The organism is Sinorhizobium fredii USDA 257 (genome assembly GCF_000265205.3).
Classification (GTDB): domain Bacteria; phylum Pseudomonadota; class Alphaproteobacteria; order Rhizobiales; family Rhizobiaceae; genus Sinorhizobium; species Sinorhizobium fredii_B.
The window spans coordinates 657,810-674,115 of the sequence record NC_018000.1; the positions used below are offsets into that span (position 1 = coordinate 657,810).

A 16,306-nucleotide genomic window follows, 5' to 3' on the forward strand; every position below is an offset into this window, starting at 1 on the left:
AATTTATTGGCGGCGAAATCCGCGGGCGTCAATGGCCGCGGCGATCGTATCCGCATCTTTCAGCGTCAGGATGATCAGCGGCCCGATGATCGTCAGCGGGCGGATTGGCAGTCCTCGCGCGCGGTGCGCCTCGCTGATCGCCTGATATCGGGCGAAGATATCCGGAACGAAGCGCAGGACGAGGCCGAGCGCCAAGCTGACGTCGGCCGCCCGCAACAGGCCAAGGCGCTCCAGGGGTTTCAGAAGAATGGTGATCTCGTCCATGAAGGCGCCGATCGTCGTCGTCGCCGTGACGGCGGCGGCAAGGAGTACGAGGGCCGTCAACCGCAGGATGAGAGCGACCACCTGGGGGACCGGAACAAGGAAGAGATTGACCGCGGCGAGCACGAGGATAGTGAACAGGACGAAGCCGACGCGCGAAAACGCTTCGTGCGCCGTCATGCCGAGGGAAAGGTAGAGCGCGCCGCAGCCGAGAAAGGCCGGCAGCAGCAGAAGCGGCGAATTCGTGGTGAAGAGCGCCACGCTGAGGACGAGGAGCGCAATGAGCTTCAGGCGCACCGGCACCCGGTGGAACCAGCTCTGTCCTTCCACATAAAGGCTCGTCAGCATCCGGCCACCTCGTGATAGTAGCGGATGGTATCGTCCGGACTCCCGTCGGCGACGAGACGACCCTCATGAAAGAGCAGGAGCCGCTCCACCCCTTCGACCAGCCCGAGGTCGTGGGTGATGACGATCGTGTCCTCATCGAGCGCATCGATGGTTTCTGAAACCATGCGGCGGTTGCGCAGGTCGAGCTGGTTGGTCGGCTCGTCGAGAATCAGGATTCTCGGTCCGGTGACGACGACGCTCGCCATGGCGACGAGCTGCGTTTCCCCGCCGGAAAGCTCGTGCACCCGCCGCCGCGCCAGATGGCTGACGCCGAAACGGGACAGCACCGCTTCCGTGCGCGACGAGATTTCGTGAGCCGGCAGCCCGCGATTCTTGAGCCCGAAGGCAATGTCGTCGGAAACGATAGGCATGATCAACTGGTGCTGCGGATTCTGGAAGATGAAGCCGGCTTCGGCAAGCACCGCCCTATCGTCCTTCACCGTGTCGAGTCCGTTGACCGAGACACGGCCCGTCGTCGGCTTGACGAGCCCGTTGATCAGTCGCGCGAAGGTCGTCTTGCCGGAGCCGTTGAGGCCGATGATGCCGATCCGCCGTTCGTCGAGGGCAAGCGTCAGGGGGTGGAGCGCAACCCGTTCGCCGAACCGAACCGTGCAATCGGTAAAGCGGATGTCCAATCCCAGTTCCTCGTGAGTTGTCGTGGGTGGCTCTATAGGCAACTCGATCTGCAAGGGCAATGCGCTTCGCTTCGCGGTGTATTTGAAAATTGGGAATAAAAGCCTACTCTCTCCTGCATGATGATTCGCCTTTCCAACCGCGATGCCCGGCGCATCTTTCTCGCCAAGCAGGGTCTCTCCACAGCGCCGCATCGCGCGCTCGGCAAGGAGGGTCTCCTGCGGTTGATCCAGGACATCGGTTTCGTCCAGGTCGACAGCATCGCAACCGTGGAGCGCGCCCATCATCAGATCCTGTTTTCGCGTAACCAGACCTATCGACGCGAACATCTGAACGAGCTCCTCGAGGAGGACGGCGAACTCTTCGAGCACTGGACGCACGATGCTTCGATCATTCCGAGCGCATTCTTCGTCTATTGGAAACATCGCTTCAAATGGGAGAGCGAAACGCTCCGCGAGCGCTGGCGCAAATGGCGCGGCGAGGGGTTCGACGCGGGATGCGACGAAACCTACGAGCGGATCGCCAGCGGCGGGGCGGTCATGGCGCGCGACTTGAAAGAGGATCATCACCAATCCGGCGGCTGGTGGAACTGGCATCCGTCGAAGACCGCCCTGGAGGTGCTCTGGCGGCAGGGCAGGCTCGCGATCGCCCGTCGCGTCAATTTTCAGAAGGTCTATGACCTCACCGAACGGGTCATTCCGGCGCATCACTACGAAGGCGATGTGAGCCATCCCGAATTTATCGACTGGGCCTGCCGGAGCGCCCTCGAACGCCTCGGCTTTGCAACGCATGGGGAGATCGCCGGCTTCTGGGATCTCGTCTCGCCCGAGGAGGCGAAGACCTGGGTTGCCGATCATCGCGACGAACTTTGCGAGATCGTCATCGAGGCCGCCAATGGCGGCAAGCCGCGGCCGTCCTATGCCTTCGCGGGCTTTCCGGACAATCTCGGCGATCTTCCAGATCCGCCTTCGCGCATTCGCGTGTTGAGCCCCTTCGATCCCCTGCTGCGCGACCGGAACCGGACAGAACGGCTGTTCGGCTTCTTCTACCGCATCGAGGTCTTCGTCCCGGAGGCGAAGCGCGAATACGGCTACTATGTTTTTCCCCTTCTCGAAGGCGACCGGCTGATCGGCCGCATCGACATGAAGGCCGACCGCAAGCGCGGCAGCCTCGACGTCCGGCGCCTCTGGCTCGAAGACGGCGTCAAGGCGTCGTCCGGCCGTATCGAGAAGGTGATGGCCGAACTCGATCGGATCGCCCGCTTCGCTGGCGTCGGAGACGTCAATCTGCTCGACGGCTGGAACGCCGCGCGGTCCTGATCGATTTTTCTTGGCTTGCGGCGCCGGGCTTCCTAAATGGAACGAGGAATCCTTCACGACGCGGAGCAGAACGATGGACACCAACCTCATAAGCCTGTTCGATGCGGACGAGGCGACGGTCCGCAAGGTTCTCTCCGAGACGCTTGCCGGCGCCGACGACGGCGAACTCTTCCTCGAACATGCCCAGGCGGAGGTGCTCTCCTTCGACAATGGCCGCCTGAAGGGCGGCAGCTTCAACACAGACCAGGGCTTCGGCCTGCGGGCGGTCGCCGGCGAAGCGGTCGGTTACGCCCATGCCGGGGAACTATCGGTTGCCGCCTTGAAGAGGGCGGCGGACGCGGTAGGGCAGGTGACCCGCGGCTATTCCGGCTCCTATGCCGCTGCCCCGCAGCGCACCAACAAGAAGCTCTATGGCGATGAAAACCCGATCGGCGAACCGAGCTTCGAGACCAAGGTAACGTTGCTCCGGGAGATCGACGCCTACCTGCGCGCCAAGGAGCCCAAGGTCAGGCAGGTGACGGCGACGATCGCCGCAAGCTGGCAGGTGGTGGACATTTTGAGGTCGGATGGACATCGCGTTCACGACGTGCGGCCGATGACGCGCATCAACATCTCGGTCGTGGTTGGCGAGGGTGACCGGCAGGAGTCCGGTTCCTTCGGCATCGGCGGACGGCGCGGCTTTGGCGATTTCATCACGGAAGAGAACTGGAAGCGCGGCGCCGACGAGGCGTTGCGGCAGGCGCTCGTCAATCTCGAAGCGATCGATGCGCCGGCGGGAACGATGGACGTCGTGCTCGCTTCCGGCTGGCCCGGAGTGATGCTGCATGAAGCGGTCGGTCACGGCCTGGAAGGTGATTTCAATCGCAAGAAAACCTCTGCCTTCGCCGGGTTGCTCGGCGAGCAGGTGGCGGCCAGGGGCGTCACCGTCGTGGATGACGGAACGATCGAGGCGCGGCGCGGTTCGATCTCGATCGACGACGAGGGCACGCCCTCCGGCTACAACGTCCTGATCGAGGACGGCAAGCTCGTCGGCTATATGCAGGACCGGCAGAACGCGCGGTTGATGGGCATGAAGCCGACCGGCAACGGCCGCCGCCAGGGCTATGCCCATGTGCCGATGCCGCGCATGACCAACACCTACATGCTCGCCGGCGACCGTACGCCAGATGAAATCATCGCCTCGGTGAAGCGAGGCATCTATGCCGTTTCCTTCGGCGGCGGCCAAGTGGATATCACCTCGGGCAAGTTCGTGTTCGGCTGTACCGAAGCCTATCTCATCGAGGATGGCAAGGTAGGCGCGCCGGTCAAGGGCGCGATGCTGATCGGCAACGGGCCGGATGCGATGAAGCGGGTGACGATGGTCGGCAACGATATGAAGCTCGACACCGGCATCGGCAATTGCGGCAAGGGCGGCCAATGGGTGCCTGTCGGCGTCGGCCAGCCGCATCTCAGGATGGACCAGATCACCGTCGGCGGCACCCAGGCATAGGCAAGGCGGAATGACCAGCCAGTCGCGAGAAACTCTGCAAATCCGGCGTTTTTCCGCGGCAGATGAGGAAGGTGTCATAGACCTTATCCTGCCAATCCAGCAGGAGGAGTTCGGCATCGCCGTCACTGCCGAAGATCAGCCGGATCTTCGGGCAATCCCCGAATTCTATCAGACGGGCGACGGCGACTTCTGGGTTGCGGCCGTTGGAGAGCGGATCGTCGGCACGCTTGCCCTGAAGGATATCGGAGGCGCTGAGGCAGCCTTGCGCAAGATGTTCGTCGCGTCCGACTTTCGTGGCCGCGAACACGGCGTGGCCGCCCGCCTGCTCGAAGCGCTCCTCGCCCATGCCGAACAGCGGAAGATAGAGGCGATCTACCTCGGGACGACCGAGAAGTTCCTCGCGGCCCATCGGTTCTACGAAAAGAACGGCTTTGTCGAAATCGCCAGGCAAGATCTGCCGGCGAGCTTTCCCGTCATGGGCGTCGATACGAAATTCTATGTTCGTCGGTTGGCCTCACGCTAGCTGCGGCCGCGAAGCAGCAAGCAGTCATAGGACCGTTTCTTGAGGATGCTGCAGGCTGAGGCGGCTGCCTCCCGGCTGGCGAAGCCGATGAAGCGGGCGCGGTAGCGCTTGCCGCTGCTGTCCACATCCGTATGGGGCGAAGCGCCGAGCAGAGCGGCACCGCCGGCCGACTGTGCCTCGACGAGGATCCTGCGCGCAGCTTCCGCAGTGGGTGACGTCGAAATTTGGATCTGCCAGTAGGCATTGGCCTTAGGCTCGGTGCTCGCAACCTCCTGAATGGCAGTTGGCCGATCCGCCGGAACCACGGCAGCCGTCGACGCCGCCATGATCGCTGCCTTGACGTTTTTCCCAGCACGATTGGGTTCGGAATAGAGCGACACGCCGGGCAAGGTTGCGACTTCGACCGTGTCGAGCGGCTTCGCCGCGGCGATTGCCGGGCCGTCGCCCGTCGCGGGCGCCCGGCCCAAATGCTGATCGAGCAGCGCGGCCATCTTGTTGTCGCGGCTCTTCGCCGTCCGCCCGCCGAGTACGACGCCGATGACGCGGCGGTTACCGTCACTGACGGCGCTGACGAGATTGAAACCGGAAGCGTTGGTATACCCGGTCTTGATGCCGTCCATGCCGTTGTAGCGATACATCAGCTTGTTGTGGCCGCGGATCACCCGGCCGCGGAAATTGAAACTCTGCGCCGAAAAGAGTCGATATTCCCGCGGAAAGTCCCTGAGCAGCGCCATGCCGAGCCTCGCCATATCGCGCGCCGTCGTCACCTGCTGGCTTGCAGGCAGGCCCGATGCGTTGACGAAGATGGTGCGCGTCATTCCGAGCCGGCGCGCCTTCGCCGTCATCATCTGGGCAAAGGCGGCTTCGGACCCGCCGAGCTTTTCCGCCATCGCCGCAGCGGCATCATTGGCGGAATGGACGATCATGCCGTAGACGGCCTGCTCGACGGTGATGGCATCGCCAGGCTTGAGGCCGAGCTTGGTCGGGGGCTTGCGCGCCGCCTCCTTCGACATCGGCACCGGGGTTTGCCAGTTGATCTCGCCCCGGTGCAGCGCTTCGAAGGTCAGGTAAAGCGTCATCATTTTCGTCAACGACGCGGGATAATTCAGCTCATCGACGTTCTCGGCGGAGAGAATCCTGCCGCTGCGGGCGTCGATGACGAGAGAAGCGCTGCCAGCGAAAGCCGATGCGGTGGCGGCGACGAATGCCACGATCGCGGCCAAGGCAAATTGCAAGTTCTTCATGATCCCCCCCTTGAGCCCCGTAGTTCTGGCACGCGAAACGTATCAGGACGTGACGGCCGTGGACTTGTCGTAACATTAAGGCCGAAAATCGATAAAGGCAGCCCCCTTTTTGAGCTTTGCCCCGACTTATGAACGCGCGGGTCGATTCAGCAAGGCTTAACAGAGGTGGCGTAAAGCTGCGGCAATTGCGGCGGGGCGGGTGTATCGCGTCCCGCAATCAGTGCGGGACAGCGGAGAAAGATGAAACACTCGCTCGCAAAGATGGTCCGCAACCATTTGAGGCGGGCCGCAATTGCCGGCGGGCTCGAGGCCGCCCATCTCCTCGCACGTGTCGGTCTGATGGGGAAGGCGCGCGGTCGCGGCGCCGTCTTTACCCTGCATCATGTCCGCCCCAAGGGGCATCGGGACTTCGATCCCAACGCCCATCTGGAAATCACCCCGGCGTTTCTTGAAAAAACGATCCTGATGTTGAAGCGCGACGGCTACCGTTTCGTTGCTCTAGAAGAGCTGCCGGAATGGCTCGCCTCGGTCGACGATCGGCCCTTCGCCTGCTTCACCCTGGACGACGGCTACCGCAACAATCTCGAATGGGCGCTGCCCGTGTTCGAAAAACACGGCGTCCCCTTCACCGTCTTCGTCACGGCCGGTTATGTCGATCGCACCCACACCCTGTGGTGGGAAACGCTTGCCGATTTGCTGTCCGCTTGCCGCGAGTTCCGCTTCGACTTTGGTGATGGTGCGGTTTCGGTGTCGAGCGGCACGTACAGGCAGAAGCAAGCGGCCTTCGATCGCATCGCCGCTTACATCCATGGCGTCGATGAGGCGAGCGCCGTGGCGGCTCTGAATCGTACTGCGAACGCCTGTGGAATCGACCCCTTCGCCATCACCGGGCGATTGACGCTCGACGAAAGCGGTCTTCGTGACTTGATCTCAAGTCCGCTCGCGCGCCTTGGCGCGCATACGATCAGCCACCGGGCGCTGGCACGGCTCGATGACGACGAGGCCCGCCGGGAAATCGCCTCATCCGCCGCACGCGTCGCGGCGATCACCGGCAGGCCTCCGTCGACGATCGCCTATCCCTACGGCTACCGGTCGACGGTTTCGGCCCGCGACCATCGGCTGGCCGCGGATCTCGGCTTTACCGTTGCGGTGACGACGGAGCCGGGCACGCTTTCCTCCGGCGTCAACCTTCACGCCGTGCCTCGGATATCGCTGAACGGTCATTTCCAGAGCGAGCGGCATGTATCAGCGCTGGCCTCCGGCATCCCGTTCCGGCTCGCCGCGCCATAAGTTGCTACGCCTCGGTCAGGGATACATCCGCACCTTCTCCCAACCCCCTTCCGGAACCGGGCGACGGAACTCGACGCGATCATGCAGTCGGAACGGACGGTCGTGCCAGAACTCGATCGAGGTCGGCCGGATGCGGAAACCGGACCAACATTGCGGGCGCGGGATCTCGCCGATTGCGTGACGGGCGGTGAATTCGGCGACGGCCTTCTCCAGGGCAAAGCGGCTCTCGAGCGGGCGGGATTGCTTCGAGGCCCAGGCGCCGATGCGGCTGCCGCGCGGTCGGCTCCTGAAATATTCATCCGCCTCTTCGTTCGTGACGATTTCCACCGGCCCGCGCAGGCGCACCTGGCGGCGCAGCGACTTCCAGTGGAAACACATGGCCGCCTTGCGGGTGGCCAGCAGTTCCTGGCCTTTCTGACTTTCAAAATTCGTGTAAAAGACAAAGCCGCGTTCGTCGAAACCCTTGAGCAGCACCATGCGCACATTGGGCAGTCCATCGGGATCGACGGTCGCAAGGGCGACCGCGTTGGGGTCATTCACCTCGCTTTTCTCGGCGTCCTTCAGCCATGTGCCAAAGAGGGAAAAGGGCTCGTCTGCTTCCGTGAAGTCACCGGTTATTAACTCATTCGCGGTCATATTGCCTTCCTATGCCGTGTATCTGGCGCGGGGACGCGTTGGGATGAGCCCGATCGTGTTTCCGCATCGAAAATTGTCGGAGCCTGCCAGTGCGTCGTCGCTCTGTGCTCGGCTCTGGCGAGTCTGACAGGATTGCCGTGCAAGACATAGCAAAGTGGATCGATGGCAAGAAGGGCTTTTCCATTGCGTTGCTGCGCAGTGCGGCACTCTGCCTGAGCATTTTCGCGCTCCCAGGATGCATGGGGTCCGGTCTCGACCTCTTCGGAAATTCCAGCGTCGATCGCTCCGTCGCGACCGGGACCGTGCCGGTCGCCAAGACGTCCGATGGTCTGTCTGACGCCGTCGCCGTGCGCAACGCTGTTTCCTCCGCCGATATCGCTTCGGGCGGCAGCGCCATTCCCTGGGCCAATACCTCGTCGGGCAGCGCCGGCGTCATCAGCAGTATCGAGGAAGACCATGCTTCCGGCGTGCTCTGCCGCCGTTTCACGACAACGCGCCACTCCTTTGAAGGCATCGCCAAGTTCGACGGCAGGACCTGCCGGCTCGACAACGGCGAGTGGTATCTGACGAGCTTCGGCCCGCAGGGCTGAAATCCGCGGTTAACCACAATCGCGCAAAGGCGCGGACCGACGCCCCGTACCGTCCGGATCCGCTGCCGGGGGAGGGACCAACTAACCGTTAGTTAGCAACTTCCCTGGATCATCGCCTGTGAGTAAACCGGCCCATCACGGGCTGCCTTCGTAATGCGTAGACGAGCCGCCGCGAAGCGTGGCCGTTCAAAGACTGTGGTGACAAGCCATGCGCGATCCCTATCAAATCCTCGGCGTGCGTCGCGGTGCCGGGCAGGAGGAAATCAAGGCCGCCTGGCGCTCTGTCGCCAAAGCGATCCACCCGGACCATAATCAGGATGACCCGCTGGCGACGGAACGTTTTGCCGAAGCCGGCAGGGCTTACGAAGTGCTGCGGGATCCGGCGCGCCGGAGCCGCTACGACCACGCGCGGCGCGAGGCGGAATTGCGTCGCATGGAAGCAATGAAAGAGAAGATGCGCGGCCCCGAGCCGGCCGAGGAGCCAGTCGCCGCGGAAAGCGCCGAAGAGGCGATATCGCGAATCTTCGGCGTCGATCCGCAGCCCGCGCCATCCGGTACGAAGGCCTCGTCGCCGCGCTCCGCCGAGAAGGCCGGTCCCGCTGCCGAGGCAAAGCCGGAGCCGACGGCCGAGACGAAACAGGAGCCTGCGAAGACGGAGGCGACGGTCCGGCGATCTGCTGCGCCCGGGACGGAACTGGTCGCGGCGATCGTCCGGCGCATTCGGGACCGGATTGCAAAAACCGCGGAGAAGGTGCCGGATTTGGTCGTCGATCTGCCCGTCAGCATCGAAGAGGTGATGAACCGATCGCGTGTCGCCATGGAGCTTCCGGACGGCGAAATGGTGAAGGTAGCAATTCCGCCTGGCGCGATCGACGGACAGGTGATTCGCCTGAAGGAGCAGGGATACCGCGTCGCCGGTATGACCCGCGGCGACGTCGTCGCGACCTTGCGTGTTCGTCAGGACGGTCCGTTTCGCACCCAGGGGCTCGACCTCGCGACAACTCTACCGCTTGACCTCCAGGATGCGGTGCTGGGCTGCGAGACCAGGATCGAAACACCGAGCGGAATCGCGACGGTGGTGGTCCCGGCATGGTCGGGATCCGACAAGGTCATCCGCATTCCCGGCAAGGGTTTAAAGGGACCCGATGGCGAAAGCGGCGACCTCCTGGTCGAGTTGCGCTTGGTGTTGCATGAAAAGCCCGACGACAAGATCACGGACTTGATGCGGTCGCAGCGCGACGGGCTGTATTTGTAACGATTTAATGACAAGCTGAACCAATATTACGGGGACTAACAGTTCCTGATCCGCGCCGCGCTTGAACCGCTCTGGCGGCTATGCCATAGGCAATTCTCGACATTTTGCCGCACCGATCTATGGTGGCGTGGTGCGGTGCCATCGACTTCGGGAATTCTGGCATCGGCGCCGGCTGGTCCAGGCAGACAGTATTGGGGACATTCCATGGCTCAGGCATCGGGTCTGATGAATGGCAAGCGCGGCGTCATCATGGGCGTCGCAAACAACCGCTCGATTGCGTGGGGCATCGCCAAGGCTCTGTCTGAAGCGGGCGCGGAGATCGCGCTGACGTGGCAGGGCGATGCGCTGAAGAAGCGCGTCGAGCCGCTGGCGCAGGAACTCGGCGCCTTCATGGCCGGGCATTGTGATGTGACCGACCTCGCCACGATCGACGCCGTCTTCTCGGCGCTTGAGGAAAAGTGGGGCAAGATCGATTTCGTCGTGCACGCCATCGCCTTCTCCGACAAGGACGAGCTGACGGGCCGCTATCTCGAGACGAGCCGCGACAACTTCGCCCGCACGATGGATATTTCCGTCTACTCCTTCACGGCCGTTGCCGCGCGTGCCGAGCGCATCATGAATGATGGCGGCTCGATGCTGACGCTCACATACTACGGCGCCGAAAAGGTGATGCCGCATTATAACGTCATGGGCGTTGCCAAGGCGGCGCTGGAAGCAAGCGTGCGGTATCTCGCCGTCGATCTCGGCAACCGCGGCATCCGCGTCAATGCCATCTCGGCCGGTCCGATCAAGACGCTTGCCGCCTCCGGCATCGGCGATTTCCGCTATATCCTCAAGTGGAACGAGTACAATGCGCCGCTGAAGCGCACCGTTTCGATCGAGGAGGTCGGCAATTCGGCGCTTTATCTGCTGTCCAATCTGTCGACGGGCGTCACCGGTGAGGTGCACCATGTCGATTCCGGTTATCATACGATCGGCATGAAGTCGGTCGACGCCCCGGATATTTCCGTACTGAAGGACTGATTGCTTCTTGCCTGCAACTGCTTGATTCCTTACACCGAATTCGATCTAAGATCCGCAGGGCACGACAGCGGCCTTCGCGTGCCTGATAAGACGCGCCCACGGTGGGCGGCCTCATCCGGAGTGAAACCTGTGCTCATCTACATGGTTCGCCACGGTCAGACGGACTGGAATGCCGAGAGTCGTCTTCAGGGGCAGAAGGACATTCCCCTCAATGAAACCGGTCGCCAGCAAGCGACCGGCAATGGCGCGGCTCTTGGAGAGATCCTCGGGCGCGATGCAGCCGGCTTCGATTTCGTCAGCAGTCCACTCGGTCGAACGCGCGACACCATGGAACGCCTCAGGCGGGCCATGGGGCTCGACCCGTTCAACTATCGCACCGACGAGCGGCTGAAGGAGGTCTCCTTCGGCGCTTGGGAGGGCTTCACGCTTGGCGAATTGAAACGCCGGGTGCCGGAGCGCATCGCCGCGAGACGGGTGGCAAAGTGGGATTTCATTCCGCCTGGCGAAGATGCGGAAAGCTACGAAATCCTGTCCTGGAGGGTCGGCGCTTGGCTGAAGGACGTGAGAAAGCCCACCGTCTGCGTCAGCCACGGCGGGGTTATTCGTACACTGTTCAAGCTGCTCGGAGAAATGGAGCCGGATGAGGCGGCGGCGGCCGCCATTCCGCAGGACCGGCTGCTGAAGATCGTCGACGGTTCGATCAATTGGCTTTAAGCGAAAAAGGCGGAGCGTCTGCCCGATCCATTCGAGGGAACAGTCCTACTGGACGATCTCCAGATCGTTGATGACGCGCTTGCCATCGACTTCGGTGTAGAAGACGAGAACCTTGACGCCGGCCTCCAGGCCCTCGAAGTTGAATTCCTCGGGTGCCTGGTAGCTCTTGCCGTCGTCGAGCGATAGGCTCAGTCGCTCAGTATCGATGTTGGTGATCACGGCCTCGACGTCGGCGCTTTCGGCGTGGACCGAGAGCGGTGAAAGCAAGCTTGCGGTAGCCATGAGCGTCGCAATGACAAATCGCATCCTTCTTGCCCTCTTCCATGCTTTTGCGAATTTTCTTGTCTTCACCCTTTGATCCCCGATTGTGGCAAAAGTTCTTTTTTGCGGTGGTTTTTTAGGATTCTAGCTGCTCGTTTGAATGTGCTTTCGGCGAATGAGAGAGTGAACGCGGGCCCGGTGGATTTCAAGTCGCCGAAGCATGAACGGGAGTGCTGAGCGCCTTGCTGCGGCTGCTGTCGCCAAGTTTTCCAAAGAAAGATTACCGAGGCCTATCTCGGACCCCGGCGGTACGGCAGGCGCTGCAATCCGAGGTGGTGACTCCAAGCGAATCGCCGACGAAATCCTCCGCCATGCCGGCAGCAAATCTCCCGCAGCAGCGCAAGCTCTTTCCCCAGTGAGTGCTTTACACTAAGAGAGGGCAGCGTCGGAAGCAGGACGAAGAATGCAGTGTTCGCGTTCTGCCCTGACTCGATTAGAATTGATCCGAAGAGATTGGATCGCCCGGTCCGATCACTCGGACTCTGAACCCGGTAGCCATCATGTCGCACAATACCTTCGGTCATCTCTTCCGCGTCACCACCTGGGGCGAGAGCCACGGTGCGGCGCTCGGCTGCGTCGTCGACGGGTGCCCGCCCGGTATCCGATTCACGCTCGCCGAGATCCAGGCCTGGCTCGACAAGCGCAAGCCGGGACAGTCGCGCTTCGTCACCCAGCGTCGCGAAGACGATCTTGTGAAGGTTCTTTCCGGCGTGATGCTCGACGAGGACGGCGAGACGATGATCTCCACGGGAACGCCGATCTCGATGATGATCGAGAATACCGACCAGCGCTCGAAAGACTATTCCGAGATCGCCAAGCGCTATCGCCCGGGGCATGCAGATTATACCTATGACGTCAAATACGGCATTCGCGACTATCGCGGCGGCGGCCGGTCCTCGGCACGCGAGACGGCCGCGCGTGTGGCCGCCGGCGGCATTGCCCGCAAGGTCGTGCCAGGCCTCGTCGTTCGCGGTGCGCTCGTGCAGATCGGCAAGCACCGGATCGATCGGGCCAATTGGGACTGGGCCGAGGTCAACAACAATCCGTTCTTTGCGCCGGATCCGGCAATCGTTCCCGTATGGGAGGAGTATCTCGACAGCGTCCGCAAGGCCGGCTCGTCGATCGGCGCAGTCGTCGAGGTCGTTGCCGAAGGTGTGCCGGCCGGCATCGGTGCGCCGATCTACGGCAAGCTCGACCAGGATATCGCTTCGAACCTGATGTCGATCAACGCCGTCAAGGGCGTCGAGATCGGCAATGGCTTTGCCGCCGCCGAGTTCAGCGGTGAGGAAAACGCGGACGAGATGCGCATCGGCGCGAACGGCGAGCCTGTCTTCCTGTCCAACCATGCCGGCGGCATTCTGGGCGGCATCGCGACCGGCCAGCCGATCGTCGCGCGCTTCGCGATCAAGCCGACCTCTTCCATCCTGACCGAGCGCCGCTCCATCGACAGCGATGGCAACGAGGTCGACGTGCGCACCAAGGGTCGCCACGATCCCTGCGTCGGGATCAGGGCGGTGCCGATCGGCGAGGCCATGCTTGCCTGCACGATCGCTGATCATTACCTGCGCGATCGGGGCCAGACCGGTCGGCTGTAGCAATTTGCTGGAGAAGAGTGAAAATGTCCTATGACCAGAAGCGCGTCGTCGAGGCCATTCGTGCCTTCGAGGCCGGCGAGATCGTCGTCGTCACCGATGATGGCGGGCGCGAGAACGAAGGCGACCTGATCGTCGCGGCGGTGCATTGCACGCCCGAGAAGATGGCCTTCATCGTCAGGCACACTTCGGGCATCGTCTGTGCGCCCATGCCGCGCGACGAGGCGAAACGCCTCAACCTGAATGCAATGGTCGCCGAGAACGATTCCGCTCACACCACCGCTTTCACTGTTTCCGTCGATTTCAAGCACGGGACGACCACCGGCATTTCTGCCGACGATCGCACCTTGACGGTGAGAAACCTTGCCAATCCGAACGTCGGAGCGACGGATTTCGTGCGGCCCGGCCATATCTTCCCGCTGGTGGCGCGCGAAGGCGGCGTCCTGATGCGCTCCGGTCACACCGAGGCGGCCGTCGACCTCTGCAAGCTCGCGAGCCTGCCGCCGATCGGCGTCATTTGCGAACTCGTCAATGACGACGGTACGGTGACGCGCGGGCCGCAGGTGGAGACGTTCGCCGAAGCCCATGGTTTGAAACAGGTCTCCGTGGCGGATCTCATCGCCTACCGGCAGCGCAAGGAGACCTTGATCGAGAAGGCCAATAGCTTCGAGATCGAGACGGCCTACGGCAAGGCGAAGGCGCACACGTATTCGCTGCCCTGGGATCCGATGCAGCATCTTGCCGCCGTTTTCGGCGACGTTCGCGACGGCGTCGACATTCCCGTCCGTCTTCACCTCGAGAATGTCGGCGCGGACGTCTTCGGCAACGATCGCCAGATCGATGAGATCATGAAGCGCATCGCCGGAGAGGGCAGGGGTGTCATCGTCTATCTGCGCGAGGGCTCGGTCGGTGTCGGCGTCTCACAGACCGCGCGAAAGGGTAAACACGATCGCGAGGCCCATTCGGAAGCGCAGGCGCGCGAAAACGAATGGCTCGAAATCGGTCTTGGCGCCCAGATCCTCAAGGACCTCGGCATTACGTCCATCCGCCTCCTCTCGTCCCGCGAGCGCCACTATGTCGGCCTCGAAGGCTTCGGCATCAAGATTGCCGCGACCGAGATCCTGTAGCGCGCATACGCGGCTTACAAGCCCACAAAGAAGCCGCGCATCCGAGGAGCGCGGCTTTTTCACTTAAGCGGCTTTTTCACTTAAAGAGTGACTGGGAACTTACGGGAGCGCGTCGTAGCCCTCGCCGAAACCCTTGAGGTCGACCGGAATGCCCACCCCTTCCTCCGGCGATTGGAAGACGATGAAGGTTGCCGTCCCGCCGGCGCGCAGCGTCTTCAAGAGCTCGTCCTCGAGAACGACCTCGGCATAGCAGCCGTCGGAGAAGCAGCGGACAAAATAGGCACGGCCGATATCCTTGCCATCGACATTGAGACCAAGTCCGTTGGGCAGAAGCACGCCGAGGGGCGCCAGAACGCGAAGGATCTTCGCCTTGCGATCTGCGGTCTTCAGAACGACGACCGAGAGCCCGACCTCCGGCCGGTCCTCGGCGATGACGTTCTGCATCAGCGCGCATTGCTCTGCCGAGGCGCCAGCCGGTTGATCGCAGACGATCGACCAGGCGCCGTGGTTCGACTTTACCGTCCCCGGTGTCGCGGCCGATTGCTGGGCCATGCTTGCGGCAGGGAAGACGAAGGCGGCAATTCCGAGCGCGATCAAAGCGGGCAGCCGGGAGAAGAGGGACAGGCCCATGTAAACCTCAAAACGTCGAATCATTCAGGCTATTCTTGAAGTGCAGAGAGATAAATGAAAAGCCCTGCCACTTACATTCCAGCGGCATATGGCCGAAATTGGGCCCTGCCTCGCCCGTATCAGACGCGCCGGGCATTTCTGCCGCAGCCGCTTGCTCCGAGGTGGTAGCGTAGAGACCAGGCGCGGATCGGGCCCTAACACAATCTTTGATACGGCGCGAAGGGGGCGGCGAGAAAACTTGGCTTTGTGCAAAAATGCCGCATGAGGTTCATTGCACAGATGTTGCGGCGCTGGTCAAACTGTGGTTTGAAGCGCTTCCAGTATCGCAGGGATTCTGCGTTCCGGGATTGATCCTGATCAAGCGCATTGGGGAGACGTAATTGTGAAAAACAAGGCCTATGCAGTTCTGGCAGCGCTTGCCTGTCTGCTTTTTGCTTCGAGCGCTTTTGCTGACAAGCCTGTCGACTGGCAGACGAGCTTTCAGCCGGCCGCGACGGGCATCATGGAAGAAATCGCGTGGTTTGAACAGTACACATTGTGGTTCATCATTCCGATCACGCTCCTGGTCCTCCTGCTGCTGATCATCGTCGTCGTGAAATTCCGCGAGGGCGCCAATCCCGTTCCTTCGCGGACCAGCCACAATACTGCGATCGAAGTGATCTGGACCGTCGGTCCGGTTATCATTCTGCTCTTCCTGGCCATTCCCTCCTTCCAGCTTCTCACCGAGCAACTCACGCCGCCGCAGAACCCGGACCTGACGGTCAAGGCGACCGGAAACCAGTGGTACTGGTCCTACGAATATGAAGTCGGCGAAAATCCGCTGTCCTTCGACAGCCTGCTTTTGAAGGATGAGGATCGCGCAAGCGTCGGGAAGGAAGACAAGGCGGCTTATCCGCGCCTGCTCGCCGTCGACAACGAAGTCGTCGTCCCGGTCGGCAAGACCGTCCGTCTCCTGGTCACGGCCGCCGACGTCATCCATGCCTTCGCCATGCCGGCCTTCGGCGTGAAGATCGACGCCGTTCCGGGCCGTCTCAACGAGACCTGGTTTAAGGCGGACCGCGAAGGTCTCTACTATGGCCAGTGTTCCGAGCTCTGCGGCAAGGATCACGCCTATATGCCGATCGCCGTCCGCGTGGTTTCGCAAGAGAAATACGACGCGTGGCTCGCTGCCGCCGCAACCAATATCGGCGAGGCGAACAAGGCGCTCATGGCGTCCATCGACGGCGCGGCCAAGACCGTTGACGTCGCCGCAAACGCCGCACAGTAATCGGA

At 62.2% G+C, this 16,306-nt stretch carries 17 protein-coding genes; 11 read left to right on the top strand and 6 right to left on the bottom strand.

Going from position 1 to position 16,306, the window contains the following annotated elements:
* Nucleotides 1-3: 3 nt before the first annotated feature.
* Entirely contained in the window at nucleotides 4-609 is a 606-nt protein-coding gene (locus USDA257_RS02950) for an energy-coupling factor transporter transmembrane component T family protein (protein WP_014761389.1), read from the bottom strand.
* On the bottom strand, nucleotides 603-1,283 hold the full coding sequence (locus USDA257_RS02955; protein WP_014761390.1) for an energy-coupling factor ABC transporter ATP-binding protein: 681 nt from the start codon (nucleotides 1,281-1,283) through the stop codon (nucleotides 603-605). Before USDA257_RS02955 ends, USDA257_RS02950 begins: the two co-directional genes overlap by 7 nt.
* 117 nt (nucleotides 1,284-1,400) lie before the next feature.
* Between USDA257_RS02955 and USDA257_RS02960 the strand changes: the two genes are divergently transcribed.
* The 3 genes from USDA257_RS02960 (at nucleotide 1,401) to USDA257_RS02970 (ending at nucleotide 4,612) form a co-directional block, all read left to right on the top strand.
* Nucleotides 1,401-2,600, top strand: coding sequence for a winged helix-turn-helix domain-containing protein (locus USDA257_RS02960; protein ID WP_014761391.1), 1,200 nt, complete (start codon nucleotides 1,401-1,403; stop codon nucleotides 2,598-2,600).
* Between the two features lie 73 nt (nucleotides 2,601-2,673).
* Nucleotides 2,674-4,089: a metalloprotease TldD gene (gene tldD, locus USDA257_RS02965; protein WP_014761392.1), complete on the top strand. Its 1,416-nt coding sequence runs from the start codon at nucleotides 2,674-2,676 to the stop codon at nucleotides 4,087-4,089.
* A 10-nt stretch (nucleotides 4,090-4,099) separates the two neighbouring features.
* The gene (locus USDA257_RS02970) at nucleotides 4,100-4,612 is read left to right on the top strand and encodes a GNAT family N-acetyltransferase (RefSeq protein WP_014761393.1); all 513 of its coding nucleotides are present in this window, start codon (nucleotides 4,100-4,102) and stop codon (nucleotides 4,610-4,612) included.
* Here USDA257_RS02970 and USDA257_RS02975 read toward each other — a convergent pair.
* Nucleotides 4,609-5,856 (bottom strand): D-alanyl-D-alanine carboxypeptidase, encoded by a 1,248-nt coding sequence (locus USDA257_RS02975; RefSeq protein WP_014761394.1) that lies wholly within the window; start codon nucleotides 5,854-5,856, stop codon nucleotides 4,609-4,611. The two genes, USDA257_RS02970 and USDA257_RS02975, sit on opposite strands and share 4 nt — an antisense overlap.
* A gap of 240 nt (nucleotides 5,857-6,096) precedes the next feature.
* On the opposite strand from USDA257_RS02975, the gene USDA257_RS02980 reads away from it, so the two are divergent.
* Nucleotides 6,097-7,146, top strand: coding sequence for a polysaccharide deacetylase family protein (locus USDA257_RS02980; protein ID WP_014761395.1), 1,050 nt, complete (start codon nucleotides 6,097-6,099; stop codon nucleotides 7,144-7,146).
* Between the two features lie 15 nt (nucleotides 7,147-7,161).
* On the opposite strand, the gene pdxH is transcribed toward USDA257_RS02980, so the two are convergent.
* Nucleotides 7,162-7,782: a pyridoxamine 5'-phosphate oxidase gene (gene pdxH / locus USDA257_RS02985; RefSeq protein WP_014761396.1), complete on the bottom strand. Its 621-nt coding sequence runs from the start codon at nucleotides 7,780-7,782 to the stop codon at nucleotides 7,162-7,164.
* A 137-nt stretch (nucleotides 7,783-7,919) separates the two neighbouring features.
* On the opposite strand from pdxH, the gene USDA257_RS02990 reads away from it, so the two are divergent.
* The 4 genes from USDA257_RS02990 to USDA257_RS03005 all read left to right on the top strand — a co-directional run bounded on the left by USDA257_RS02990 (nucleotide 7,920) and on the right by USDA257_RS03005 (nucleotide 11,364).
* Nucleotides 7,920-8,372 carry an RT0821/Lpp0805 family surface protein gene (locus USDA257_RS02990; protein ID WP_041414929.1) on the top strand — a complete coding sequence of 151 codons (453 nt, stop codon included), beginning with the start codon at nucleotides 7,920-7,922 and terminating at the stop codon, nucleotides 8,370-8,372.
* 208 nt (nucleotides 8,373-8,580) lie between these two features.
* On the top strand, nucleotides 8,581-9,627 hold the full coding sequence (locus USDA257_RS02995; RefSeq protein WP_014761398.1) for a DnaJ C-terminal domain-containing protein: 1,047 nt from the start codon (nucleotides 8,581-8,583) through the stop codon (nucleotides 9,625-9,627).
* Between the two features lie 204 nt (nucleotides 9,628-9,831).
* On the top strand, nucleotides 9,832-10,650 hold the full coding sequence (fabI, locus tag USDA257_RS03000; protein WP_014761399.1) for an enoyl-ACP reductase FabI: 819 nt from the start codon (nucleotides 9,832-9,834) through the stop codon (nucleotides 10,648-10,650).
* 129 nt (nucleotides 10,651-10,779) lie between these two features.
* Nucleotides 10,780-11,364 carry a histidine phosphatase family protein gene (locus USDA257_RS03005; RefSeq protein WP_041413876.1) on the top strand — a complete coding sequence of 195 codons (585 nt, stop codon included), beginning with the start codon at nucleotides 10,780-10,782 and terminating at the stop codon, nucleotides 11,362-11,364.
* A gap of 45 nt (nucleotides 11,365-11,409) precedes the next feature.
* Here the strand turns inward: USDA257_RS03005 and USDA257_RS03010 are convergent, their stop codons facing one another.
* Entirely contained in the window at nucleotides 11,410-11,670 is a 261-nt protein-coding gene (locus USDA257_RS03010) for a DUF1344 domain-containing protein (RefSeq protein ID WP_014761401.1), read from the bottom strand.
* 515 nt (nucleotides 11,671-12,185) lie between these two features.
* On the opposite strand from USDA257_RS03010, the gene aroC reads away from it, so the two are divergent.
* Nucleotides 12,186-13,280 carry a chorismate synthase gene (gene aroC / locus USDA257_RS03015; RefSeq protein ID WP_014761403.1) on the top strand — a complete coding sequence of 365 codons (1,095 nt, stop codon included), beginning with the start codon at nucleotides 12,186-12,188 and terminating at the stop codon, nucleotides 13,278-13,280.
* Nucleotides 13,281-13,303: 23 nt separating this feature from the next.
* A complete protein-coding gene (ribB, locus tag USDA257_RS03020) occupies nucleotides 13,304-14,404 on the top strand; it encodes a 3,4-dihydroxy-2-butanone-4-phosphate synthase (protein ID WP_014761404.1) in 1,101 nt (366 codons plus the stop codon).
* Between the two features lie 99 nt (nucleotides 14,405-14,503).
* Here ribB and USDA257_RS03025 read toward each other — a convergent pair whose 3' ends face one another.
* Nucleotides 14,504-15,058 carry an invasion associated locus B family protein gene (locus USDA257_RS03025; RefSeq protein ID WP_370056485.1) on the bottom strand — a complete coding sequence of 185 codons (555 nt, stop codon included), beginning with the start codon at nucleotides 15,056-15,058 and terminating at the stop codon, nucleotides 14,504-14,506.
* Between the two features lie 358 nt (nucleotides 15,059-15,416).
* On the opposite strand from USDA257_RS03025, the gene coxB reads away from it, so the two are divergent.
* Nucleotides 15,417-16,301 (top strand): cytochrome c oxidase subunit II, encoded by an 885-nt coding sequence (gene coxB, locus USDA257_RS03030; RefSeq protein WP_014761407.1) that lies wholly within the window; start codon nucleotides 15,417-15,419, stop codon nucleotides 16,299-16,301.
* Nucleotides 16,302-16,306: the final 5 nt, after the last annotated feature.